The sequence below is a fragment of the Mycolicibacter sp. MU0102 genome (assembly GCF_963378105.1).
Lineage (GTDB): Bacteria > Actinomycetota > Actinomycetes > Mycobacteriales > Mycobacteriaceae > Mycobacterium > Mycobacterium holstebronense.
In genome coordinates this window covers 3648953-3671898 of the sequence record NZ_OY726398.1, presented here as the reverse complement: position 1 = coordinate 3671898, position 22946 = coordinate 3648953, and the positions used below count along the sequence as shown (strand labels likewise).

Below are 22946 nucleotides of genomic sequence, written 5' to 3'. Positions count from 1 at the left end.
CCGCGGGTTCTGATCCTTGACACGCTTGGCGAGGCTCTGTGGTTCAGCGTGGGGACCGGGTTGCCGGGAATTGCACCCATGGATGCCTAGGACGCCGCGGCGTCGAACAGCGCACGCAAGGTGCTGTGGATCTGGCGGACGGCATCGTCGATGCCGCCCATCGGCTGCAGCAGATGGCTCAGCGTCAGCCGGACATCGACCTCGACGATCGAATTCAGCTGCCGATCGATGGCATCGGGCAGGTCGTAGGACGAGCGGACCGCGGCCGCCATGGCCTCGACCGCACCGGCCAGGATCGGCGTCGGTCCCACAGTGAGTAGCGGAGTCAGGCCCGCCTCAGCCTGGTTCTCGCGGGTCAGCGTCGCGGTGACCAGGGGATCGTCGGCGGCGGCGCGAAGGGTGAAGGCGGCGCCGGCGGCCAGACCGGCGGCGATGTCGTCGGGGTGGGACTGGATGGCCGTGATCACGCCGGTGATGAACCGGGTGGTCTCACGCTGAACCAAGGCCTCGCCCAGCGCCTGCTTCGCGCCGATCTCCTTGTAGAGCACCTGCCGGCTGATGCCGACCGTGGCGGCGATGCGCGACATGTTCACCGCTTGCCACCCCTCGGCGCAGACCAGCGCGTGGGCCGCGTCGAGGATCCGGTTGTAGAGCATCTGCCGGACCTCGGCCTGAAAATTCGGCACGGCGGGCACGCCTCAAAGGATAGCGACAAAAAGATAGAAATGTCGCGCGAGATACATCTATGGTGTAGTTGTATCGGTCCTTACAAGGATGGCTAGGTGTACCGGGTCGGAGGCGGAACGGGATGGTGCCGTCGGCGGGAAGTGCGGACCAGGTCAAAGGTGCACTGGCCCGGTTGTCGGGCCGGTACCGCGCCGTGATCTACCGGTCCTACTACCTCGGCTGGACGACAGCGCAGATCGCCGCGGATCTCGGTATCGGTGACGACACGGTCAAAGGCGAGCTGCACGAGGCGCTGTGCGCATTGCGGGCCGGTCTCCCGAGGGCCGGAATCAACCGGTAATACCTCGGGCTACCAGCCAAGCAGTACGAGTTCGGAGCAGAATCCCGGCCCCATCGCGATCATCAGTCCGAACGAGCCCGGCGGCGGCGGATCGGTCATGGTGGCCCGCAGCACGTCAAGTACCGAGACCGATGACAGATTCCCGTTCTCGCGCAACGACGTTCGGGTTCGATCCAGCGCATCGGCAGGCAGCTCCAACACGTCCTGGACCGCCTCGATAACTTTCGGTCCACCGGGATGGCAGACATAGGTCGACACGTCGTCGACGGTCATCCCGCAGTCGGCCAAGAAGTTGCGAACATCCTCGGCCAGATACTTCTCGACGACGGTGGCGACCTCGACGGACAGCTTGATCCGGAAGCCGCTGGTGCCGATGTCCCAGCCCATTACGTCCTGGGTGTCGGGGTAGAGCCGGCTGCGGGTGGCCAATACTTTCGGCGCTTTCGGTCGGAGCGGGCGCCGGTTCGCCCCGGTCGCGATCACGGCGGCCGCGCCGTCACCGAACAGGCTGGCCGCCACGAAATTGGCCATCGAACGGTCGTCGCGCTGAATGGTCAGCGAGCACAGCTCGACCGCGAGCAACGCCGCCACCTGGTCGGGGTAGGAACGCAGATAGTCGTACATCCGAGCCACTCCGGCAGCGCCCGCGACGCAGCCCAAGCCGAACAGCGGGATTCGCTTGACGTCGGGCCGCAGCCCCACCCTGGCCGCCAACCTGGCCTCCAGTGTCGGTACGGCCAGCCCGGTCACCGTCGTCGACACCATCACGTCGACGTCGGCCGGTTTGACCTTCGCGGCATCCAGGGCCGCCAGTAGGGCCTGCTCACCGAGGTCCAAGGCGACCTCGATGAAGGTGTCGTTCGCCTCGGTGAAACCGCTCAGCTCGCCGTAGCGCGGCAGCGGCAACGCCAGATGGCGCGATGCAACGCCGCTGGCCTCGAAGAACCGCCGAAATTCAGGGCCGGCGAAATCGCCCAGTGCCTGGGCCGATTCCTCTTGGCTGTAGCGGTTCGGCGGGAATTCAACGGCTACCGCAGCAAGCGAAGGCGAAGAGGGGGTCATGTTGGTGTCACGTTGCCGAGCGCTCAACGGTTCAATTCCGCTACCGCGCTGAACCTTCCGACCTCTGCCTTCGCGTTCTGCCACCGGCACCGGGGTGGCAATTGCCGCACACCGACGTGACGGTGGCGCGCGGTGCGGTAAGAAAAGGGCGTGGCAGCTTCCAGTTCCTCCGGCGATCTTGCCCCAGCCGACCCGATCGCGCTGGCCCGCGCCAACTGGGAGCGGGCAGGCTGGGGTGAGGTCGCCGACGGAATGGTGGCGGTGACATCGGTGATGCGCGCCCACCAGATCCTGCTGGCGCGGGTGGAGGCGACCCTGCGGCCCTATGACTTGAGCTTCTCTCGATTCGAGCTGCTGCGGCTGCTGGCGTTCAGCCGCTCTGGGGAGTTGCCGATCACCAAGGCATCCGACCGGCTACAGGTCCACGTCACCAGTGTCACGCACGCGATCCGGCGGTTGGAGGCGGCCGGCTTGGTCGAGCGGCTGCCGCACCCCACCGACGGCCGCACCACGCTGGTGTCGATCACCGACTTGGGTCGCGCCACCGTTGCGGACGCCACGCTCAGCCTCAACCGTGAGGTGTTCGCCGACATCGGTATGTCGGTTCAGGAATCGCGGACGTTGTCCTCGGCGATCGAGACGTTGCGGCGCAACGCCGGGGACTTCTAGCGATTCACGCGCGTGCGGCGGGGGACGGGATCGGGATCGTGGCAATGACGGCGGTGCCCGCTCCAGGGCGCGACCGGATGTTGAGCCGGCCACCGACCAGCTCGGCGCGCTCGGCCATCGACAGCACCCCGTAGCCGCCCATCTCGTCGCCGCCCACGGGGTGCTCGAAGGTGTCAAAACCCACCCCGTCGTCGACGATCTCCAGCCGCGCCGTGTCGGGGTCGGCGGTGATCGCGAATCCCAGCCGCACCGTCGTCGCGGCTGCGTGTTTGACCACGTTCTGCAGGCCCTCCTGCGCGATCCGGTACAGCGCCAGCTCGATGTGCTCGGGTAACCGGGTCTCGGCCAGGTCCAGCTCAATCGTGAGTTGCGGGATCGACCGGGCGAGGCTGGCCAGGCCACCGGACAGGCCCAGATCGTCGAGCACTGGTGGCCGCAGCCCGCTGATCGCCACCCGGGTCTCCTGCAGGGTCAGCCCGGCGAGTTCACGAGCGGCCTCGAGCTGCGTCGACGCCTCGTCCGGGTCATTGCCGACCGCGCGGGCAGCGGCGTCCAGCCGATAGGCCAGCGTCACCAGCCGCTGGGAGATGCCGTCGTGGATGTCGCCGGCCAACCGGCGCCGCTCGATCTCCTGGGCTTCGATCACCTGCTCGACGAAGAGTTCGTGGGCACGTTCACGCGCCACCAGCTGCCGGTGCAGCCGGGCCTGGTGCATGGCACCGGCAATGAGCCGGCCGATCACCCGCAGCAACTCGACGTCGCCGGGGGTGAACTCGCGGCGCGTCACGGTGTGCACGTTGAGCACACCCACCAGCCCGCCCGGATCGGTCTCCATCGGCACCGACACCATCGAGGTGAAGTCGCGCCCACGCAGCGACTCGATCGGCAGGTAGCGCGAGTCGGCCTCCTTGTTGTCGCTGATCACCACCGGCTCGCGGTGCCGCGCCACCCAGCCCGAGACCCCCGATCCCAGCGGCAGCCGGATCTTGCCCACCTCGGTGTCGAACGGTGGGGTAGCACCGGTCAGGGTCAGCGAGCGCTCGGTGTCGTCGAGGACGTGCACGAAGCAGACGTCGGTGCCGGTGGCCGCGGTGATCATCCGCGCCGCCGCGGCGGCCAGCGGCTCCACGCCCGGCCCGCTGGAGGCGGCCTGGATGAGCTCCCGCAGCAGCGCCAGCTCGTGGTTGGCGTCGACGAAATCCCGCACCGCCGTGGTCTTGCGGGGGCGGGAGCGCGGCCCGCTGGTGGAGCTCACCGGTAGATGCCTTCGCGTAGCGCGGTGGCCACCGCACCGGTCCGGTCGGACACCCCGAGTTTGCGGTAGATCGAGCGGAGGTGAGATTTGACCGTCTCGTCGCCGATCACCAGCTTGGTGGCGATCCCGCGGTTGGACAGCCCGCTGACCATGTAGGCCAGGATCTCACTTTCTCGCTGGGTGAGCCCCTGGCGGGCGCCGGGCCAGAACTCGTCGCGTTGCAGTCGTGCGGCGGTGCCGGCCGCCCGCGCTGCCAGTCCGGGGTCGATCACCGTCTCACCGCGGTGGGCCAACTCGATCTGATGCACCAAGTCGTCACTGCTGATGCTCTTGAGCAGGTAACCGCTCGCGCCGACGCGCAGCGCCTCGAACAGGTACTGCTCGTCGTCGTAGACCGAGAGCATCACGACCTTGCGTTCCGGGTCGCGTTCCCGCAGCGCCAGGCAGAGGTCCAGGCCGCTCTCACCGCGCATCCGCACATCGCACAGCACGATGTCGGGGTCGGTGTCGGCGATCACGGCCATGGCCTGTTCGGCGTTGATCGCCTGGCCGACCACTTCGATCCGGTCGGCGAACGCGGTGAGCATGGCCCGCAGGCCCTCGATCACCATCTCGTGGTCGTCGACGAGGACCAGGCGCACGGGCATAGCAAGACAATAGGGCCCCGCGACGTTGGGACCGCCGAATGAACCGGGCGGTTCAGCGAGGCTCGACGGAGTCGGCCCGTAGGGACGGCGGAGGAGAGGCGAAGTTGGGACCGCCGATGAACCCGGCGGTGATTACCCCGCCCAGATCCCCCCAATGGGGGAGGACACCCGCGCCTCTTTCCGGCACGGTGTCTGTTATGCAGATCACAACTGAACTCGCGACATGGACCGGTCCGGGCCGCCCGTTCTGGTGGGACCAGGCGCACCCGGATGCCGAGGTTTACCCCCTACAAGCGGTGATCTTCGATCTTGACGCACTCGCCGACGCCGACGGCGAACCCCGCTCGGGCCTGGTGGACCTGGTGTTGAGCCTGTTCGCCACCGGTCTGTGGATCGCGGTGGTCGGCGCTGGCCCGCGTGCCTGGGTGCAGGAGCGGGTGCGGGAACTGATCGGTGACGGCATGGCCGAGACCGTGGTGAGCGCCGACGACCTGACCGGCCCCGCCGGGGACGCCGAGCTCTACCGGCTGGCGCTGTGGGAGCTTGGCATTGTGGCCGGGGAGGCGCTGGTGATCGCCGGCTACGAGTCCGGGGCCCGCACCGCAGCCGCGATCGGACTGCCGGCGATCTACGCGGGTTCCAGCCGTTACGACGGACTGCTGGCCAACGGCTGCCGGGAGTTGCAGGCGCAGCGGGTGGTCGCCCGGTTCAGCTGCCGCGAAGCAGGTTGATCTCGGCGCTGGTTACGCCGCGCCATGACCATTGTTTGACGCTGACCCCTCCGGTCACCGACCATGCTGTGGTGCGTCGACTGGTGGTTCTTTTGTGCGCAGCGCTGTGCGCGATGGGCGTGACGTCGGTGACCGCGCCGCTGGCCGCGGCGGTCGTCGAACCGTGGTTCGGGAATGCGGTCGGCAACGCTACCCAGGTGGTTTCGGTTGTCGGAGTTGGTCATTCGACCGCCAAGATCGATGTCTATCAGCGGACTGCCGCGGGCTGGGAAGCGATCGCGGCCGGGATCCCGGCACATGTCGGCTCCGCAGGCATCACGCGAGAGACCAAGGAAGGCGAGCCGTCGACCCCGATGGGGTTTTACACGCTCGATTCGGCGTTCGGCACCGCGCCGAATCCTGGCGGGGGACTGCCGTATGTGCAGGTCGGATCCGACCACTGGTGGGACAGCGACTCGGGCAGCCCGACCTACAACACCATGCAGGTCTGCAAAAAAGCCCAGTGTCCGTTCAACACGTCGGCCAGCGAGAACCTCAACATCCCGCAGTATCGGCACGCGGTGGTCATCGGCGTCAACAAAACCCGCACCCCCGGTGACGGCTCCGCCTACTTCTTTCACACCACCGACGGTGGGCCGACGGCGGGCTGCGTGGCCATCGATGACGCCACGCTGGTGAAGATCATCGGCTGGCTACGGCCGGGCGCAGTGATGGCGATCGCGAAGTAGGCCGCAGGCTGCAGGTCAGTTAGTGCTCGGTGGTGCTTGGGGTTGGAAGGGTTGGTACCACCACCAGTCGGCGCGTTCGCCGGTCGGTCCGGGGCAGGGTGCGACCGCGGGTGCGGGGGTGCGTGGTGGGCGGGCCAGTGATCCGGGGTGCAGTTGTCGGCCGTCTGTGTCGGTGACGAGGAGATGGTCGGCCGGCCCGGTGATCGTGATGATGCCTCGGTGGTGCAGCCGGTGGTGATAGGGGCAGACCAGGACAAGGTTGTTCAGTTCGGTTTCGCCGCCGTCTTCCCAGTGTCGGATGTGGTGGGCGTGCAGGCCGCGGGTGGCGCTGCATCCGGGAACAGCGCAGGTGGCATGGCGGTGTTCGAGGGCGCGGCGCAGTCGACGGCTGATGGTGCGGGTCGATCGACCGCATCCGATCACTTCGCCGGCAAGCTCGAACCACACTTCGCAGGTGGCGTCACAGGTCAGGTACTGCCGCTCGGATTCGGGCAGTAGCGGGCCCAGATGCAGGTTGGCGATCTGCTGTTCGATATCAAGATGCACCACGACGGTGGTGCGCTGACCGTGCGGTCGTCGTTGTGCCTCGGTGTCCCACCCGGTCTCGACCAGTGACAGGAACGCATCGATCTGGGTCGGCATCGGGGGATGGTTGTCGGGCGTGGTGGTGTTGCTGTCACGGTCGCGGCTCCACGCGGCGATCAGGGCGTCGAGATGCGACTGCAGTGCGGCGTCGAGCATGGCTGATTCGGTGTGCGGCAAGGCGATACGCCAGATGTCGAGTTCGGCGTTGGAGTTCTTGGTGATCGCCGGCTGCGGGTCGGGCCGCGGGCCGGGGTAGGGGCGTGGTTCGAGTTTGACCGCCGTGCGCAGTTGGCTGACCGTGGCGACACCGGCCAGCTGCGCGTAGTGCTCGTCGGATCCGTCGCCGCCTCGCTGGGCGATTACGCCGACCTGGTCCAGGGAGAAGCGGCCGTCGCGCATCCCTTGGGTGCAGCGGGGAAACGCTTCGCGGCGGTGCGCCACGGTCGCGATCGTGTGCGCGTTGCCCGGCGATGTTCCGGTCTTCCAGGCCACCAGGGCGGCGACCGAGCGTGCCCCCGTTGCGCCCCAGAGTTCGTCGTGGTCGATCTCGGCGATGATGTCCACGATGCGGCCATCGATCGCGTTGCGCTGGCCGGTCAGCTCCGAGAGTTCCTCGAACAGCAGCTCGAGACGCTGGTCAGGACGCGTTTCTGCGCCTGCCGAGGTCGCGGTCGCGGACATGCCATCAGCATGGCAGGAGGGTCCGACAAGTTCGGGCGGCGATCGCGATCGTTCAGGCCGGCGGCGCGCTCAGCTGTCGCGCAGCAGGTTGATCACCGCGCTGAAATCCTGCGCGCTGTGTTCGGCGGCGAAGTCGCGGTAGATCTGGGCGGCGTGGCTGCCGAGCGGGGCAGCCGACCCGGTGGAGGCGACCGCGTCCATCGCCAGCCCGAGGTCCTTGTTCATCAGCGCGGTGGCAAAACCCGGCTCGAAGTTCCGGTTCGCCGGAGAGGTCGGCACCGGACCCGGGACGGGGCAGTTGGTGTGCAGCGCCCAGCAGTTTCCGGTGGCGCCGGTCATCACGTCGAAGAGGGCTTGGTCGGCCAGGCCCAGCTTTTCGGCCAGCACGAACGCCTCGGCGACCGCCACCTGTTGCACGGCCAGCACCATGTTGTTGCAGACCTTGGCGGCCTGGCCGGCGCCGGCCGCCCCGCAGTGGATGACCTTGGCGGCCATCGGTTCCAGCACCGGGGTAGCCCGTGCCACGGCGGCGTCCTCGCCACCGACCATGAATGCCAGCCGCCCTGCGACCGCACCGGTGACTCCGCCGGACACCGGCGCATCGAGCTGGGCGAACCCGTGTGAGCCGGCCAGGGCGTGCACCTCGCGGGCGTCGGCCACCGAGATGGTGGAGCTGTCGATGAACAGGGTGTCGGGGGAGGCCGCGGGCAGGATCTCGGCGTAGCAGCTCTTCACCGCGTCCCCGTGCGGAAGCATCGTCACCACCGTGTCCGCACCGGCCACCGCCTCGGCGGCGCTGGCGTGGATGCTCACGCCGTGTTGCTCGGCGGCCGCGGTGGCTGCCGGCACCGGGTCGAAGCCGCGCACGGTGTGCCCGGCGGCGACCAGGTTCGCCGACATCGGCCCACCCATGTGGCCCAGACCGAGAAACGCGACGATTGCCATATGTGCTCCTAAGTGGCCCGGGGTGCCGGTGGCGGGGGTTACTGACCGGACCGGACGCGGGCCGCTTCGGCCCGGCCGATCACCAACCGCATGATCTCGTTGGTGCCCTCCAGGATGCGGTGCACCCGAAGATCGCGGACGATTTTCTCCAGACCGTATTCGCGCAGATATCCGTACCCGCCGTGCAGCTGCAGTGCCTTGTCGGCGACGTCGAAGCAGGCGTCGGTGACGTAGCGCTTGGCCATCGCGCACAGCTCCACTTTGTCGGGGGAGTTGTTGTCGAGCGCGGTCGCCGCATGCCACAACAGCAGCCGTGAGGTCTGAAGCGCGGTGGCCATGTCGGCCAGGGTGAACCGGATCGTCGGCTCGTCCAGCAGCGCCTTACCAAATGCCGTCCGGTCAGCCAGGTAGCTGCCGGTCTTGTCGAATGCTGCCTGTCCGCCGCCCATCGAGCAGGCGGCGATGTTGATCCGGCCGCCGTTGAGGCCGTTCATCGCGATGGCAAAACCGTTGCCGTCGCCCTCGGGGCCGCCGAGCATCGCCTCAGCCGGCACCCGCACCCCGTCGAAGATCACCTGCGCGGTCGGCTGGGAGTTCCAGCCCATCTTCTGCTCGGCGGCACCGAAACTCAGTCCCGGCGTGTCTTTTTCGACGATGAAGGTGGAAATGCCCCGCGGGCCGTCACTGCCGGTTCGGGCCATCACCACATAGACGTCCGAGACTCCGGCGCCGGAGATGAACTGTTTGACCCCGTCGAGCACGTAGTCGTCGCCCGAGCGCACCGCGCGCGTGCTCAATGCGCTGGCGTCCGAGCCCGCGCCGGGTTCGGTGAGGCAGTAACTGGCCACCGCGTCCATCGACGCCAGCCGTGGCACCCAGCTCTTGCGCTGGTCTTCGGTGCCGTAGCTGTCGATCATCCAGGCACACATGTTGTGGATCGACAGGTAGGCAGCGATCACCGGGTCGGCGATCGAGAGCTGCTCGAAGATCCGCACCCCGTCCAGGCGGCGCAGCCCGGAGCCGCCCACGTCGTCGCGGCAATAGATCGCCGCCATCCCCAGCTGGGCTGCCTCCTGCATCACGTCGACCGGAAAGTGGTGGGTGGCGTCCCATTCCAGGGCGTAGGGGGCCAGGCGCTTGTCGGCGAACGCTGCCGCGGTGTCGACGATCACCCGTTCTTCGTCATCCAAGATGGTGTTCATTGTCCTATTCCATTGTGGGGATGTGGAATTCAGCGCCATCCTTGATCCCCGAGGGCCAACGCTGCGTGACGGTCTTCACCTTCGTGTAGAAGGTGATGGACGCCGTCCCGTGCTGGTTGAGGTCGCCGAAGCCGGACCGCTTCCAGCCGCCGAAGGTGTGATAGGCCACCGGCACCGGGATCGGCACGTTCACCCCGACCATGCCGACCTGCACCCGGGAGGTGAAGTCGCGGGCGGTGTCGCCGTCGCGGGTGAAGATCGCCACCCCGTTGCCGTACTCGTGCTCGCTCGGCAGCCGCAGGGCTTCTTCGTAGTCGTGGGCACGGACCATGCACAGCACCGGGCCGAAGATCTCGTCGGTGTAGATCGACATATCGGTGGTGACACGGTCGAACAGCGTCGGTCCGGCGAAGAAGCCGCCGGTCAGATCGGCGTCCCCGAATTGGGTGTCGTCGCTGGCCCGTTCGCGGCCGTCGATCACCAGCTCGGCGCCGGCGGTCACGCCTTGGCCGATGTAGTCGTTGACCCGGTCCAGAGCGGCCCGGGTGACCAGCGGGCCGTAGTCGGCCTTGGGGTCCAGGCTGTGGCCGACTCGCAGGCTGTTGATGCGCTCCACCAGTCGGGAACGCAACCGCTCGGCGGTCTGCTCGCCGACGGGGACCGCCACCGAGATCGCCATGCAGCGCTCGCCGGCACTGCCGTAGCCGGCGCCGATCAGCGCGTCGACGGCCTGGTCCAGGTCGGCGTCGGGCATCACGATCATGTGGTTCTTGGCCCCGCCGAAGCACTGGGCGCGCTTACCGTTGGCGGTGGCCGTCGAGTAGATGTACTGCGCGATGTCGGAGCTGCCGACGAAGCCGATCGCGGCGACGTCCGGGTGGTGCAGCAGGGCGTCGACGGCTTCCTTGTCGCCGTGCACCACCTGCAGCACGCCCGGCGGCAACCCGGCCTCGACGAACAGCTCAGCAAGGCGCACCGGCACTGACGGGTCACGTTCGGACGGCTTGAGGATGAAGGCGTTTCCGCACGCCAGGGCTGGTCCGGCCTGCCACAGCGGAATCATTGCCGGGAAGTTGAACGGGGTGATCCCGGCGACCACGCCCAGCGGCTGGCGCAGCGAGAACACGTCGATGCCGGGGCCGGCTCCCTCGGTGTGCTCGCCCTTGAGCAGATGCGGGATGCCGACGCAGAACTCGATCACCTCGATGCCGCGCTGGATGTCGCCGCGGGCGTCCTCGAGGGTCTTGCCGTGCTCGCGGGAGAGCAGCTCGGCCAGCTCGCCGACATGGGTGTTGACCAGGTCGATGAAACGCATCATCACCCGGGCCCGGCGCTGCGGGTTGTAGGCGGCCCAATCGCGCTGGGCCGCTGCCGCGGAGGTGACCGCGGCGTCGACGTCGGCGGTGTTGGCCAGCGGCAGGGTGGCCTGCACCTCGCCGGTGTTGGGGTCGAAGACGTCGGTGGTGCGCTGTGACGTGCCGGCGTTTCGGTGGCCATCGATGAAGTGCGGAATCTGTGTGCTCATGCGCTCATCCCGGAGTGTTTTCAGTGGCGAGTGATGGGCTGGATCGGCCCGAGCCCGAGAATACTAGGACATCCTAGTAATTGCTAGAGGGTTCTCGCGTGCGTTCACAGCGGGTATGGAGCACCCGACACTAGGGTTGTCCTACCAGCGAATCCGAGCGTCCCGGGGGGCGTCGACGAACGGGTGAGGCAGGTGAGGCCATGACGCGATCCACGCCGTCGGGTGATGAGTCGCCCACGGTGGCACTGCCGGTTGCCGCCGGCGGCCGCCCAGGTGCGCTACGCATCGGCCGCCGGGCGGACTGCGACATCGTGGTCGACGATCCGCTGGTGTCGCGGGTACACGCGACCGTGGTGTCGAACGGCGCCTTGGAGATCATCGACAACGCCAGCATCAACGGCACCTTCATCAACGGTCGCCGGGTGGCGCGCGCCGCGCTGGGGGAAGGCGATGTCGTCACCGTCGGCAACACCGACCTCACCGTTGCGGAGGGCGCTCTGGTGCCCCGGCCCGCCGGGCCCGGCATCGGTGGGCTCGAGGCGCAGCGGCTGGGCCTGTCCCTCGACGGTCGGCCGCTGCTGGCCGACGTGTCCTTCACCGCGCGACCCGGCACCCTGACCGCAGTGATCGGGCCGTCCGGTGCGGGGAAGTCCACCCTGATCAGACTGCTGGGCGGCGCAGTGCGACCCAGCCTCGGTCGGGTCGGCTTCGACGGCCACGACGTGCATGCCGAATACGCGTCACTGCGGTCGCGAATCGGCGTGGTCCCGCAGGACGACGTGGTGCACCGGCAGCTCACCGTGGAGCAGGCGTTGGGCTATGCCGCCGAATTGCGACTGCCGCCGGATACCACCGCCGCGGACCGTCGCGCCGTGGTGGACCGTGTCATCGACGAGCTGGAGTTGACCGCGCACCGCAAGACCCGCGTCGACGCGCTCTCGGGTGGCCAACGTAAACGCGCCTCGGTGGCGATGGAACTGCTCACCGGCCCGTCACTGCTGATCCTCGACGAGCCCACCTCCGGCCTGGATCCCGCACTGGACCGCCAGGTGATGACGATGCTGCGCCATCTGGCCGACGCCGATCGGGTGGTCGTGGTGGTGACCCACTCGCTGACCTATCTGAGCATGTGCGACCAGGTACTGCTGCTGGCCTCTGGTGGCAAGACCGCATTCGTGGGCCCGCCGTCGGACATCGGTGCGGCGATGGGCGGCACCGACTGGGCCGACATCTTCGCGTTCGTCAGCGCCGATCCCGAGGGCGCCCATCGCGAGTTCCGAGCGCGCGAGGAGACGACGCGCCTGCGCGCTCAGCCACCGGCACGCACTGCCGGACCCATCGGTCCGGCCGGCAACCCCGCGCGCACCAGCCGGCGGCGACAGATCTCGAGTGTGGCCCGCCGCCAAGTGCGGCTGATCGTCGCCGATCGCGGCTACTTCGTGTTCCTGGCGCTACTGCCCTTCATCCTGGGGGCACTGACCCTGGTGGTCCCCGGCGACAGCGGTTTCGGGATGGCCGATCCGCGCAGTGACTCACCGGACGAAGCCTCCGAGATCCTGCTGGTGTTGCTGATCTCGGTGGTGTTCATGGGCACCGCGCTGACGATCCGGGATCTGGTGGGCGAGCGCGCCATCTACCGTCGCGAGCAGTCGGTGGGACTGTCGGCATCGGCGTATCTGGCCGCCAAAGTGGTGGTCTACAGCTTCGCCGCACTGCTGCAGACGGCAGTGCTGACCGCGATCGTGATCGTGGGCAAGGGGGCGCCGACTCGGGGCGCGTCGCTGTTGGGCAACCCGGTCCTCGAGCTGTACCTGGCGCTGGCGCTCACCGCGATCGTCTCGGCGCTGATCGGGCTGGCGCTGTCTTCGCTGGCCAAATCGACCGAGCAGATCCTGCCGATGCTGGTGGTGATGATCATGGTCTCGCTGGTGTTCTCCGGAGGCATGTTCCCGATCAACGCACGGTTCGGGTTGAACCAGATCTCCTGGTACCTGCCGTCGCGGTGGGGATTCGCGGCCGGCGCCTCCACCATTGATCTGACGACGGTCGATCCGATCGCGCCGCACGATCAGCTGTGGACCCACTCGGGCCGTTGGTGGCTGGCCGACATGGTCATCCTCGCCCTGTTGGGTGCGGTCTGGACCGGCCTGGTGCGTTGGCGGTTGCGACTACCTGGCCGCGGTTAGCCCGGCGGTTAGCGAGGCTCGACGGAGGAGAGGCGAAGCTGGACCGCCGATTTAGCCCGGCGGATCCCAGGAGGGCAGCAGCCCGGCGGCACGGACCTGCTCCAGCGACGGCGCGTCCGCATCCCGGTCGGAGATCACAAACGGGTGATCGGCCGGCCAGTCGATCCCGATCGCCGGGTCGGTAGCGCAGATGGTGTGCTCGCGCTGCGGATCGTATTCGGCTGAGCACAGATACATCACCGTCGAATTGTCTTGCAGTGCAAGGAATCCATGCGCCAGTCCGGCGGCGAGATACACGGACCGGCGATCGGTGGCGTCCAGCAGTACCGCATCCCAGCGGCCGTAGGTCGGGGAGCCGACCCGGATGTCGACGACGACGTCGAAGACCGAACCCGACACGCAGGTGACGTATTTGGCCTGTCCGGGCGGTAGTTGGGCAAAGTGCAGTCCGCGCAGTACCCCGGCACTCGACACCGAGCAGTTGGCTTGGCGCAGATCGAAACGGTGCCCGGCGAATGCGGTGAACTCGCGGTCGGTGAACCACTCGAAGAACACACCGCGGGTATCGGAGTGCTGAGTCGGGGTGAGCTCCCATGCCCCCGGGATGGCCAGCTCGCGCGCCTCCACCTCAGCGCCCCAGCTTCGCGTAACGGGCCTCGGCGGCCTCTTTCAGCGGGGCCCACCAGGATTCGTTGGCGCGGTACCAGTCGATGGTCTCGCGCAGGCCGGCCTCGAAGTTGGTGTGCTCTGGCTTCCAGCCCAATTCGTCGCGCAACGCCGACGGGTCGATCGCGTAGCGCAGGTCGTGACCGGGCCGGTCGGAGACGTGGTCGAAGTCGTCGGGGTCGTGGTCCATCAGCCGCAGGATGGCCTGCAGCACGCTGCGGTTGTCACGCTCCCCATCGGCGCCGATCAGGTAGGTGCGCCCGATATGACCGCCGGTCATGATCTGCCAGACGGCACTGTTGTGGTCGTCGACGTGGATCCAGTCGCGCACGTGGGCGCCGCTGCCGTACAGCTTGGCCCGGCGCCCGGTGAGCAGGTTGGTGATCTGGCGCGGGATGAACTTCTCCACGTGCTGATAGGGCCCGTAGTTGTTGGAGCAGTTCGAGATCGTCGCGCGCACCCCATAGGAGCGCACCCAGGAGTGCACCAGCAGATCGGCGGCGGCCTTGGTCGACGAGTACGGGCTGGACGGGCGATACGGCGTGGTCTCGGTGAACCGGCGCGGATCATCGAGGGCCAACTCGCCGTAGACCTCGTCGGTGGAGATGTGGTGCAGCCGTATCCCGTGGGCGCGTACCGCCTCCAGCACGGCGAAGGTGCCGACCACGTTGGATCGCAGGAACGGCTCGGGGTCGGCCAGTGCATTGTCCACGTGGGTTTCGGCGGCAAAGTGCACCACCGCGTCGGTCTGGGGGTCCAGCTCGGCGATCAGCTCGGCGACCAGCGCGGTATCGGTGATGTCGCCCTGTACCAGCCGGATCCGATCAGCGACAGGGTCCAGGGATTCGCGGCTGCCGGCGTACGTCAACGCGTCCAGCACGGTGATCGTGGTGCCGGGGTGCTGCGCGAGCGTGCTGTGCACGAAGTTGGCGCCGATGAACCCGGCGCCACCGGTGACCAGCAGATGCATGGGGCAACCCTAACGGTGGGGCGAGTGGCGTCGCGCCCGCGAGCCGGAAATCCACGACGCCGCGCCAGCGTGTCGCGTCGTGAGATTCCGCCTCGCGCTCAGCTTCGCGGCGTCAGCCCGAGCGGACCGGCCAGCTGGGCCAGTGTCGGCAGCAGGTTCTTCCAGCCGCCCAGCACCTGGATGGTCACCTGATCCGCGCCGGCCTCCAAGTGCTCGCCCAGGCGGGCGGCGATCTCGTCGGCGGTGCCGTGCGCCACCACCGCGTCGATCAACCGGTCACTGCCCGGCGCGCGCACGTCGCGGTCGGAAAAGCCCAGCCGGCGCCAGTTGTTGACGTAGTTGGACAGCCGCAGGTAGAAGCCGACCGCCTCGCGTCCGGCCTCGCGAGCCGCGGCGGCATCGGTGGACAACACCACCTTGTGCTCGGGGGCCAGAAACACCGACGGGCCGACCAGCTCGCGTGCGCTGGCGGTGTGCTCGGGCGTGGTCAGGTAGGGGTGCGCCCCGGCGCTTCGCTGCGCCGCCAACTGCAACACCTTGGGGCCCAGCGCTGCCAGCACCCGGCGGCTGGTCGGCACCCCGGCCTCATCGAGGGCGTCCAGATAGTCGGTCAGAGCTTGGTACGGGCTGCGGTACTCGGCGGTGGCCTCGGAGTGACCGACACCGATGCCGAGCAGGAACCGGTCCGGGTAGGCCGATTCGATGCGGTGGTAGGACTCGGCGACCTGCTCGGCCGGTGCGGACCAGATGTTGACGATCCCGGTGGCCACCTGCAGGGTCGAGGTCGCTGCCAGCAGCGGCTCGACAAACGCCAGGTCGGCGGCCGGCGAGCCGCCCACCCAGATCGCGCCGTAGCCCAGGCGTTCGATCTCGGCGGCCTGCTCAGGGGTGGGGGATCCGAAGGTCCACACCGCGTAGCGGCCCAGGTCGGGCTTGAGTGCGAACGTGTCCGACATCGTGACTCCCTGTGCTAGTCGCGGTTATTCGGTAGGCAGCGGATACGAGTTGTCGACCGGTGGGGGTTCGGCGGCCTTTGGGCGCAGCATCGCCGCCACGTCCACCCCGGACGCCTTCAGCGTCTCCAGCACCTTGGCAATGCCCAACGGACTGATACCCAGCAGACCGCCGATCGCATCATGCGCATCGCCGGCGCCACCGACGATCGACAGTCGCTCGATGTCCGACAGCGGCGCGGCCGCAGCCTGGGTGGCGGCCACCACCGAGGCCAACACGTCGGGGAGCATCAGCATCCGAGCCGCCTCCGCGCTGTAGCTGTTGAGGGCGTTGGCGATCTCCTTCTTGCCCTCGGCTTCGGCCAGCAGCTTGGCCTTGGTGCCCTCGGCCTCGGCGACCAGACTCGCCTTGGCGCCGTCGGCCTCGGCCTGGCGCTCCACCCGCAGCGCGTCGGCGGCCGCCTTGCGCGCGTCGGCTTGGGCTTCGCCGGCTTGCCGGGCCGCCTCCGCCTGCGCCTGCGCGGCCAGGATCGCGGCCTGGCGCTGCCCCTCGGCACGGGCCACATCGGCCTGCCGCTGCGCTTCGGCGGGGGCGATCACATCGGCCTGCAGCGCGGCCTGGGCCTGCTCGGCGCGACGCTGTTCCACCTCGATGCGGGCCTGCACCCGGGCGGCCTCGGCCTGCTCGACCGCGATCCCGACGTCCTTCTCGGCGCGGGCGTGCGCCAGCGGACCGGCCTGGTCGGCTTGGGCGTTCTCGGCCTCGGTTTGGGCACGCAGCCGGGCCAGCTCGACGTCGCGCTTCTGATTGGCGGTGGCGATCGCCGTGTCGGCTTCGGCCTGGGCGACCGCCCCCGCCTGACGGGCCTTGGCGGACTGGATCTGGGCGTCCCGCTCGGCCTCGGCGGTACCTACCGTGGCGTCCCGCTTCACCTCGGCGATGCGGCGCTGACCCAGCGATTCGAGATAGCCGTTGCGGTCGGAGATGCCGGCGATCTTGAGGACGTCGACTTCCATGCCGATGCGGGACAGGTCGGTGCCGGCTTCCTCGACCACGCTGCGGGCCAGCGTGTCGCGGTTGGAGTTGAGATCCTCGACGGTCATGGTCGCGGTGATGCCACGCAGGCTCCCGGCGAGGATGTCATTGATCTGGCGCTGCAGATCGTCGAGGTCCGAGGTCAGGAAGCGCTGCACGGCGGTCTGCACGGCATCGTCGGCCGAACCGATCCGGACCAGGCCGACGGCTTCCACGTTCACCGGCACCCCGTTGTTGGACAGCGCGTTCTGCAGGTTGATGCTGACGTTGAACGGCTCCAACGACATGATGTCGACCCGCTCGATGCCCGGCATCCGGAACCTGGCCCCACCGCGCACCACCTTCGGCTGACCGCGCCCGGTGAACACCGCCACCTCGTTCGGCGGGACCTTGATGTAGTTCTGGACGTAGATCATCGGCAACACGACCAACAACAGCAGTGCTGCGACGGTGCTGATGATCACGATCAAGACAAGCGACACGATTACTGCCTCTCCGGCCGGCTACTGAGTGGGTACTGCGACGACGTGCAGGTAATCGGCGTCGACATCGGCGATGTAGACGCGAGTGGCTTTGGCCAGAGTCTGCGGCTCGGGGCTGATCGCGCGGGATCGGACCCGGTTACCGTCGGGGTCGACGAAGGCGATCTCGCCCCATCCGCCGGGCGGCACGTCGATCGTCACCGTGCCCAACAGGCCGATGTAGGCCGACCGTCCGTGCTGGGAATTGGATTCCTGTCGCCGCAGGTAGGGCAGCACCACGCCGTGCAGGATGAGCGCCAGAGTGACTCCAGTGCCGAGCCCCAGCGCGCCCGCGGGCAGGCCACTGAACCCGGCCCAGGTCGCCACCAACCCGCCGGCACCCGTTCCGACCAGGGCGGCGGACATTCCGGTCAGGCTCAGGAACGGCATCCCGTCGTGCCCGATATCGGTTAGTAGCAACGCGGTGAGCAGGGCGATCGCGCCGACGGCGAATGCCGCCAGGTAAACAGCCGTCACCACGCCTCCTGCAGATCGAGCGCCGCCACTTCACCGCTTGTCAGGGTCATCCTCGCATGTCGCGGGCGTGCGTGAACCCGACGGTTTAGCGAGGCTCCAGGCAGGAGGGGCGAAGCTGGGGCCGCCGCATGAAACCGCCGTTTTTGGCGTGGGGGGCGGATGCGGGTATCGTAGGTCGACGGTGCGGCGTCCGCGTCGACTCTTGCGTGTCCAGTCTGAGATTCTTGGGGTTCTACCTGGAATTTCCTGTCACCGGCCCACGTTTTGCAGTCGTAGTCGATGCTGCGCCGTGGCGGGCGCATGCACACGCGACAAGTAAGTCAGACACGGAGGATCGCCGGAGAGTAATGGCCAAAAAAGACGGTGCAATCGAGGTCGAGGGTCGAGTGGTCGAACCCCTGCCCAATGCGATGTTTCGCATTGAGCTGGAGAACGGTCACAAGGTGCTCGCCCACATCAGTGGCAAGATGCGGCAGCACTACATCCGTATCCTGCCGGAAGACCGGGTGGTCGTGGAGTTGTCTCCATACGACCTGTCCCGCGGACGCATCGTCTACCGGTACAAGTAGCTCCCGACCGCCCGAAGTACGTCAACCAGCGATTAGAACAGGACCACAGCAGCCGTGAAGGTGAACCCCAGCGTCAAGCCGATCTGCGACAAGTGCAGGGTGATCCGTCGGCACGGCCGGGTCATGGTGATCTGCTCGGACCCGCGCCACAAGCAGCGCCAGGGCTAGCAGTCGCCAGCCCGGCGCAGCCGGGCACCAGCCACAACTGAATGCAGACCTCCCAGTACCAGTGAGCGGATAGGCCGCCCACACACGCCCGGATCGGAGGCCGGGCCCCGGAGCAGTTGGCCGGGAACGGGCTGGGATCACAACCTCCGTAACGAAGATGAAAGGGGCATGCCCCCATGGCTCGACTTGTGGGCGTCGACCTGCCGCGCGATAAGCGCATGGAGATCGCGCTGACCTACATTTACGGCATCGGCCGTACTCGCTCCAACGAAATCCTGGCCGCGACCGGTATCGACAAGGACCAGCGCAGCAAGGACCTGACCGACGACCAGCTCACCCAGTTGCGTGACTACATCGAGCGCAACCTGAAGGTTGAGGGCGACCTGCGCCGCGAGGTGCAGGCGGACATCCGTCGCAAGATTGAGATCGGCTGCTACCAGGGTCTGCGGCACCGTCGCGGCCTGCCGGTGCGTGGCCAGCGGACCAAGACCAACGCGCGCACCCGTAAGGGCCCGAAGCGCACCATCGCCGGTAAGAAGAAGGCCAGGTAAGACCCATGGCAACCAAGAAAGCGACCGGGCCCAAGAAGGGCCAGAAGACTCGGCGTCGGGAAAAGAAGAACATCCCGCACGGTGCCGCTCACATCAAGAGCACCTTCAACAACACGATCGTGACGATCACCGACCCGCAGGGCAACGTGATCGCGTGGGCGTCGTCGGGTCACGTGGGCTTCAAGGGCTCGCGTAAGTCCACTCCGTTCGCCGCGCAGCTGGCCGCCGAGAACGCTGCCCGCAAGGCGCAGGAGCACGGCGTGAAGAAGGTCGACGTGTTCGTCAAGGGCCCGGGTTCGGGTCGTGAGACCGCGATCCGCTCGCTGCAGGCCGCCGGCCTCGAGGTTGGCGCGATTTCCGATGTCACCCCGCAGCCGCACAACGGCTGCCGTCCGCCCAAGCGGCGTCGGGTCTAGGAGGACTGAAACAACATGGCTCGTTACACCGGACCCGCTACCCGCAAGTCACGCCGTCTCGGCGTTGACCTCATCGGCGGCGACCAGGCATTCGAAAAGCGGCCCTACCCGCCCGGCCAGCACGGCCGCGCCCGGGTCAAGGAAAGCGAATACCGACTGCAGCTGCAGGAGAAGCAGAAGGCTCGCTTCACCTACGGCGTGATGGAGAAGCAGTTCCGTCGCTACTACGAGGAAGCTGTCCGTCGCGGCGGCAAGACCGGCGAGGAACTGCTGCGCATCCTGGAGAGCCGGCTGGACAACGTGGTTTACCGCGCCGGCCTGGCCCGCACCCGCCGGATGGCCCGTCAGCTGGTCAGCCACGGCCACTTCACCGTCAACGGTGTGAAGGTCGATGTGCCCAGCTACCAGGTGTCGCAGTACGACATCATCGACGTCAAGGACAAGTCGATCAACTCGGTGCCGTTCCAGATCTCCCGTGAGGTCGCCGGCGACCGTCCGATCCCGGGTTGGCTGCAGGTGGTCGGGGAGCGTCAGCGCATCCTGGTCCACCAGCTGCCCGAGCGCGCGCAGATCGTCGTTCCGCTCACCGAGCAGCTGATCGTCGAGTTCTACTCGAAGTAAGACAACTCGGGGTCCGACCCCGAGTCCCCCGCGGGGATCGCGAGCGCGGCGTAGCCGGGCGAAGCGGATCGCCGCGAGACAACCGAGCGGCATCAAATAGCGGGTGCCAGAAGGAGAAAGAAAACCATGCTGATCTCGCAGCGTCCGACCCTGTCCGAAGAGGTCGTAGCCGAGAACCGGTCGCAGTTCGTCATCGAACCGCTGGAGCCGGGATTCGGTTACACCTTGGGCAACTCGCTCCGTCGCACCCTGCTGTCGTCGATTCCCGGCGCGGCGGTCACCAGCATCCGCATCGACGGTGTGCTGCACGAGTTCACCACGGTCCCCGGCGTCAAGGAAGATGTCACCGACATCATCCTGAACCTCAAGGGCCTGGTGGTCTCGTCCGAAGAAGACGAGCCGGTCACCATGTACCTGCGCAAGCAGGGCCCGGGTGCGGTCACCGCGGGTGACATCGTTCCGCCGGCCGGCGTGACGGTGCACAACCCCGACATGCACATCGCCACCCTGAACGACAAGGGCAAGCTCGAGGTCGAGCTGATCGTCGAGCGCGGTCGCGGTTACGTCCCGGCCGTGCAGAACAAGGTGTCGGGCGCCGAGATCGGCCGCATCCCGGTTGACTCGATCTACTCGCCGGTGCTCAAGGTGACCTACAAGGTCGAGGCGACCCGTGTCGAGCAGCGCACCGACTTCGACAAGCTGGTGCTGGACGTGGAGACCAAGAACTCCATCAGCCCGCGGGACGCGCTGGCCTCGGCCGGTAAGACCCTGGTTGAGCTGTTCGGTCTGGCACGGGAACTCAACGTCGAGGCCGAGGGCATCGAGATCGGCCCGTCGCCGGCCGAGGCAGACCACATCGCCTCGTTCGCGCTGCCGATCGACGACCTGGACCTGACCGTGCGGTCCTACAACTGCCTCAAGCGCGAGGGTGTGCACACGGTCGGGGAGCTGGTCGCTCGCACCGAGTCCGACCTGCTCGACATCCGCAACTTCGGTCAGAAGTCCATCGACGAGGTCAAGGTCAAGCTGCACCAGCTCGGCCTGTCGCTCAAGGACAGCCCGGCCAGCTTCGACCCCTCGCAGGTGGCGGGTTACGACGTTGCCACCGGCACCTGGTCGGCTGACGCCGGTTACGACGAGCAGGACTACGCCGAAACCGAGCAGCTTTAACGCCCAACCTCTCGAGATGAGAGCCGTCCCGGCCCTACCTGATACGGGGGCCGGCCCCATTTAGGAGAAGTCGCAATGCCCAAGCCCACTAAGGGTCCCCGCCTCGGCGGAAAGTCCTCGCACCAGAAGGCGCTGCTGGCCAACTTGGCCACGTCGCTGTTCACTCACGGCCGGATCAAGACGACCGAGCCGAAGGCGCGGGCATTGCGACCGTACGCCGAGAAGCTGATCACCCACGCCAAGAAGGGCACGCTGCACAACCGGCGTGAGGTGCTCAAGAAGATCCGCGACAAGGACGTGGTGCACTCGCTGTTCGCCGAGATCGCCCCGCACTTCGCGGACCGCAGCGGTGGTTACACCCGGATCATCAAGGTCGAGCCGCGTCAGGGTGACAACGCCCCGATGGCCGTGATCGAGCTGGTCCGGGAGAAGACCGTGACCTCTGAGGCCGACCGCGCTCGTCGCGCTGCGGCCAAGGCGGAGAAGGCGGCCAAGTCCGAGAAGCCCGCCAAGGCCGAGGCTGAGGAGAAGGTCGAAGAGCCCGCCGCCGAGGCGACCGAGGCTGCTGAAGCCACCGAGGCCACCGAGGCTGCTGAGGCCACCGATGCTGCTGAGGCCACCGATGCGGCCGAGGGTACCGACGAGTCCTGACGGTTCGGCCGAAGTCGTCCGGCTTCGGCTCGACATCGCCTACGACGGCACTGAATTCGCCGGCTGGGCGGTTCAGGCGGGACAGCGCACGGTCGCCGGAGTTCTCGACGAGGCTCTGACGACCGTGTTCCGCACTCCGGTGCGGTTGTTCGCGGCGGGACGTACCGACACCGGCGTACACGCCACCGGGCAGGTCGCCCACATCGATGTTCCGGATTCGGCGCTAGCACATGCCTATTCGCGAACCCGGCGTGACGGCGAGCCGGAGTTCCTGGCGCTGACCCGGCGATTGGCGCGCTTCCTGCCGATCGACGTGCGGGTGCTGCGCGTGCAGCGCACGGTCGCTGACTTCGACGCCCGGTTCTCGGCGCTGCGCCGCCATTACGCCTACCGGTTGTCGACCGCGCCGTATGGAGTGGTGCCCTCCGAGGCCCGCTACATCACCCCGTGGTCGCGGCCGCTGGATGTCGACGCGATGGCCGAAGCCTCCCGAAACCTGGTGGGGCTGCACGACTTTGCGGCGTTCTGCCGGCACCGCGAGGGGGCGACCACCATTCGCGACCTGCAGCGCTTGGACTGGGTGCGTGACGGTGATCTGGTGACCGCGCACGTCAGCGCCGACGCGTTCTGCTGGTCGATGGTGCGCTCCCTGGTCGGGGCGGTGCTGGCCGTCGGTGAGCATCGGCGCGATGCCGCGTGGTGTGCCGATCTGCTGAACGCGCAGCGCCGATCTAGTGACTTCACCGCCGCGCCCGCGCGCGGGCTGACGTTGGTCGGTGTCGACTACCCGCCGGACGATCAGCTGGGGGCGCGCACCATCATCACCCGGGATATCCGCACTCGCTGAGCATCATCTACGCACCCGCTGCGCAGCGCGAGATTGCGGTCACGCAGCAAAATCGAGCCTTTCAGCTGCGTGGTTGCAATCTCGGGG

Annotated in this window: 25 protein-coding genes and 1 pseudogene; 13 read left to right on the top strand and 13 right to left on the bottom strand. The window is 67.7% G+C overall.

Features of this window, described 5'->3' with window-relative positions; genetic code table 11:
* Positions 1-86 precede the first annotated feature (86 nt).
* Positions 87-695 (bottom strand): TetR/AcrR family transcriptional regulator, encoded by a 609-nt coding sequence (locus RCP37_RS17290; RefSeq protein WP_308484228.1) that lies wholly within the window; start codon positions 693-695, stop codon positions 87-89.
* Between the two features lie 113 nt (positions 696-808).
* Between RCP37_RS17290 and RCP37_RS17285 the strand changes: the two genes are divergently transcribed.
* Entirely contained in the window at positions 809-1027 is a 219-nt protein-coding gene (locus RCP37_RS17285) for a sigma factor-like helix-turn-helix DNA-binding protein (RefSeq protein WP_373693050.1), read from the top strand.
* Positions 1028-1036: 9 nt separating this feature from the next.
* On the opposite strand, the gene RCP37_RS17280 is transcribed toward RCP37_RS17285, so the two are convergent.
* Positions 1037-2089, bottom strand: coding sequence for a type III polyketide synthase (locus RCP37_RS17280; protein ID WP_308484227.1), 1053 nt, complete (start codon positions 2087-2089; stop codon positions 1037-1039).
* 150 nt (positions 2090-2239) lie between these two features.
* Here RCP37_RS17280 and RCP37_RS17275 point away from each other — a divergent pair, with 150 nt between their 5' ends.
* Positions 2240-2758: a MarR family winged helix-turn-helix transcriptional regulator gene (locus RCP37_RS17275; RefSeq protein ID WP_308484226.1), complete on the top strand. Its 519-nt coding sequence runs from the start codon at positions 2240-2242 to the stop codon at positions 2756-2758.
* A 4-nt stretch (positions 2759-2762) separates the two neighbouring features.
* Here the strand turns inward: RCP37_RS17275 and RCP37_RS17270 are convergent, their stop codons facing one another.
* Positions 2763-3965, bottom strand: coding sequence for a GAF domain-containing sensor histidine kinase (locus RCP37_RS17270; RefSeq protein WP_308487133.1), 1203 nt, complete (start codon positions 3963-3965; stop codon positions 2763-2765).
* A 44-nt stretch (positions 3966-4009) separates the two neighbouring features.
* Entirely contained in the window at positions 4010-4660 is a 651-nt protein-coding gene (locus RCP37_RS17265; RefSeq protein ID WP_308484225.1) for a response regulator, read from the bottom strand.
* A gap of 197 nt (positions 4661-4857) precedes the next feature.
* Between RCP37_RS17265 and RCP37_RS17260 the strand changes: the two genes are divergently transcribed.
* Positions 4858-5391 (top strand): HAD family hydrolase, encoded by a 534-nt coding sequence (locus RCP37_RS17260; protein ID WP_308484224.1) that lies wholly within the window; start codon positions 4858-4860, stop codon positions 5389-5391.
* A gap of 71 nt (positions 5392-5462) precedes the next feature.
* On the top strand, positions 5463-6119 hold the full coding sequence (locus tag RCP37_RS17255) for a L,D-transpeptidase family protein (RefSeq protein WP_308484223.1): 657 nt from the start codon (positions 5463-5465) through the stop codon (positions 6117-6119).
* Between the two features lie 15 nt (positions 6120-6134).
* Here the strand turns inward: RCP37_RS17255 and RCP37_RS17250 are convergent, their stop codons facing one another.
* From RCP37_RS17250 to RCP37_RS17235, 4 genes are all read right to left on the bottom strand, one after another.
* Positions 6135-7385 carry an HNH endonuclease signature motif containing protein gene (locus tag RCP37_RS17250; RefSeq protein ID WP_308484222.1) on the bottom strand — a complete coding sequence of 417 codons (1251 nt, stop codon included), beginning with the start codon at positions 7383-7385 and terminating at the stop codon, positions 6135-6137.
* A gap of 69 nt (positions 7386-7454) precedes the next feature.
* A complete protein-coding gene (mmsB, locus tag RCP37_RS17245; RefSeq protein WP_308484221.1) occupies positions 7455-8330 on the bottom strand; it encodes a 3-hydroxyisobutyrate dehydrogenase in 876 nt (291 codons plus the stop codon).
* A 38-nt stretch (positions 8331-8368) separates the two neighbouring features.
* A complete protein-coding gene (locus RCP37_RS17240; RefSeq protein ID WP_308484220.1) occupies positions 8369-9532 on the bottom strand; it encodes an isobutyryl-CoA dehydrogenase in 1164 nt (387 codons plus the stop codon).
* A 4-nt stretch (positions 9533-9536) separates the two neighbouring features.
* On the bottom strand, positions 9537-11057 hold the full coding sequence (locus tag RCP37_RS17235) for a CoA-acylating methylmalonate-semialdehyde dehydrogenase (RefSeq protein WP_308484219.1): 1521 nt from the start codon (positions 11055-11057) through the stop codon (positions 9537-9539).
* Positions 11058-11197: 140 nt separating this feature from the next.
* Here RCP37_RS17235 and RCP37_RS17230 point away from each other — a divergent pair.
* Positions 11198-13243: pseudogene (locus tag RCP37_RS17230) on the top strand (ATP-binding cassette domain-containing protein); the annotation flags it as partial.
* Between the two features lie 51 nt (positions 13244-13294).
* Here RCP37_RS17230 and rfbC read toward each other — a convergent pair.
* The 5 genes from rfbC to RCP37_RS17205 all read right to left on the bottom strand — a co-directional run bounded on the left by rfbC (position 13295) and on the right by RCP37_RS17205 (position 17866).
* A complete protein-coding gene (gene rfbC / locus RCP37_RS17225; protein WP_308484217.1) occupies positions 13295-13870 on the bottom strand; it encodes a dTDP-4-dehydrorhamnose 3,5-epimerase in 576 nt (191 codons plus the stop codon).
* 1 nt (position 13871) lies between these two features.
* Positions 13872-14879: a dTDP-glucose 4,6-dehydratase gene (gene rfbB, locus RCP37_RS17220; protein ID WP_308484216.1), complete on the bottom strand. Its 1008-nt coding sequence runs from the start codon at positions 14877-14879 to the stop codon at positions 13872-13874.
* 98 nt (positions 14880-14977) lie between these two features.
* Positions 14978-15835 (bottom strand): LLM class F420-dependent oxidoreductase, encoded by an 858-nt coding sequence (locus tag RCP37_RS17215; protein ID WP_308484215.1) that lies wholly within the window; start codon positions 15833-15835, stop codon positions 14978-14980.
* A gap of 24 nt (positions 15836-15859) precedes the next feature.
* Positions 15860-17350, bottom strand: coding sequence for a flotillin family protein (locus tag RCP37_RS17210; RefSeq protein ID WP_373693048.1), 1491 nt, complete (start codon positions 17348-17350; stop codon positions 15860-15862).
* 21 nt (positions 17351-17371) lie between these two features.
* Positions 17372-17866, bottom strand: a complete 495-nt coding sequence (locus tag RCP37_RS17205) for an NfeD family protein (RefSeq protein WP_308484214.1) — start codon at positions 17864-17866, stop codon at positions 17372-17374.
* Between the two features lie 347 nt (positions 17867-18213).
* On the opposite strand from RCP37_RS17205, the gene infA reads away from it, so the two are divergent.
* From infA to truA, 8 genes are all read left to right on the top strand, one after another.
* Positions 18214-18435, top strand: a complete 222-nt coding sequence (gene infA, locus RCP37_RS17200) for a translation initiation factor IF-1 (protein ID WP_003418601.1) — start codon at positions 18214-18216, stop codon at positions 18433-18435.
* A 54-nt stretch (positions 18436-18489) separates the two neighbouring features.
* Entirely contained in the window at positions 18490-18603 is a 114-nt protein-coding gene (gene rpmJ, locus RCP37_RS17195; protein ID WP_003879483.1) for a 50S ribosomal protein L36, read from the top strand.
* Between the two features lie 176 nt (positions 18604-18779).
* A complete protein-coding gene (gene rpsM, locus RCP37_RS17190) occupies positions 18780-19154 on the top strand; it encodes a 30S ribosomal protein S13 (RefSeq protein ID WP_024443769.1) in 375 nt (124 codons plus the stop codon).
* Positions 19155-19159: 5 nt separating this feature from the next.
* Positions 19160-19570 carry a 30S ribosomal protein S11 gene (rpsK, locus tag RCP37_RS17185; RefSeq protein ID WP_024443770.1) on the top strand — a complete coding sequence of 137 codons (411 nt, stop codon included), beginning with the start codon at positions 19160-19162 and terminating at the stop codon, positions 19568-19570.
* 15 nt (positions 19571-19585) lie between these two features.
* The gene (rpsD, locus tag RCP37_RS17180) at positions 19586-20191 is read left to right on the top strand and encodes a 30S ribosomal protein S4 (protein ID WP_308484213.1); all 606 of its coding nucleotides are present in this window, start codon (positions 19586-19588) and stop codon (positions 20189-20191) included.
* Positions 20192-20317: 126 nt separating this feature from the next.
* Entirely contained in the window at positions 20318-21361 is a 1044-nt protein-coding gene (locus RCP37_RS17175) for a DNA-directed RNA polymerase subunit alpha (RefSeq protein ID WP_046189663.1), read from the top strand.
* A gap of 75 nt (positions 21362-21436) precedes the next feature.
* On the top strand, positions 21437-22012 hold the full coding sequence (rplQ, locus tag RCP37_RS17170; RefSeq protein WP_308484212.1) for a 50S ribosomal protein L17: 576 nt from the start codon (positions 21437-21439) through the stop codon (positions 22010-22012).
* Positions 21984-22859 (top strand): tRNA pseudouridine(38-40) synthase TruA, encoded by an 876-nt coding sequence (gene truA, locus RCP37_RS17165; RefSeq protein WP_308484211.1) that lies wholly within the window; start codon positions 21984-21986, stop codon positions 22857-22859. The genes rplQ and truA overlap by 29 nt, the downstream gene beginning before the upstream one ends.
* The last annotated feature ends 87 nt before the right edge of the window (positions 22860-22946 follow it).

Bases quoted from the DNA above. Each gene is read 5' to 3' on its own strand.
- RCP37_RS17285 (WP_373693050.1), top strand. From the start codon at position 809: ATGGTGCCGTCGGCGGGAAGTGCGGACCAGGTCAAAGGTGCACTGGCC.
- RCP37_RS17280 (WP_308484227.1), bottom strand. From the start codon at position 2,089: ATGACCCCCTCTTCGCCTTCGCTTGCTGCGGTAGCCGTTGAATTCCCG.
- RCP37_RS17265 (WP_308484225.1), bottom strand. From the start codon at position 4,660: ATGCCCGTGCGCCTGGTCCTCGTCGACGACCACGAGATGGTGATCGAG.
- RCP37_RS17260 (WP_308484224.1), top strand. From the start codon at position 4,858: ATGCAGATCACAACTGAACTCGCGACATGGACCGGTCCGGGCCGCCCG.
- RCP37_RS17250 (WP_308484222.1), bottom strand. From the start codon at position 7,385: ATGTCCGCGACCGCGACCTCGGCAGGCGCAGAAACGCGTCCTGACCAG.
- mmsB (WP_308484221.1), bottom strand. From the start codon at position 8,330: ATGGCAATCGTCGCGTTTCTCGGTCTGGGCCACATGGGTGGGCCGATG.
- RCP37_RS17240 (WP_308484220.1), bottom strand. From the start codon at position 9,532: ATGAACACCATCTTGGATGACGAAGAACGGGTGATCGTCGACACCGCG.
- RCP37_RS17235 (WP_308484219.1), bottom strand. From the start codon at position 11,057: ATGAGCACACAGATTCCGCACTTCATCGATGGCCACCGAAACGCCGGC.
- rfbB (WP_308484216.1), bottom strand. From the start codon at position 14,879: ATGCATCTGCTGGTCACCGGTGGCGCCGGGTTCATCGGCGCCAACTTC.
- RCP37_RS17215 (WP_308484215.1), bottom strand. From the start codon at position 15,835: ATGTCGGACACGTTCGCACTCAAGCCCGACCTGGGCCGCTACGCGGTG.
- infA (WP_003418601.1), top strand. From the start codon at position 18,214: ATGGCCAAAAAAGACGGTGCAATCGAGGTCGAGGGTCGAGTGGTCGAA.
- rpsM (WP_024443769.1), top strand. From the start codon at position 18,780: ATGGCTCGACTTGTGGGCGTCGACCTGCCGCGCGATAAGCGCATGGAG.
- rpsK (WP_024443770.1), top strand. From the start codon at position 19,160: ATGGCAACCAAGAAAGCGACCGGGCCCAAGAAGGGCCAGAAGACTCGG.
- rpsD (WP_308484213.1), top strand. From the start codon at position 19,586: ATGGCTCGTTACACCGGACCCGCTACCCGCAAGTCACGCCGTCTCGGC.
- RCP37_RS17175 (WP_046189663.1), top strand. From the start codon at position 20,318: ATGCTGATCTCGCAGCGTCCGACCCTGTCCGAAGAGGTCGTAGCCGAG.
- rplQ (WP_308484212.1), top strand. From the start codon at position 21,437: ATGCCCAAGCCCACTAAGGGTCCCCGCCTCGGCGGAAAGTCCTCGCAC.
- truA (WP_308484211.1), top strand. From the start codon at position 21,984: ATGCGGCCGAGGGTACCGACGAGTCCTGACGGTTCGGCCGAAGTCGTC.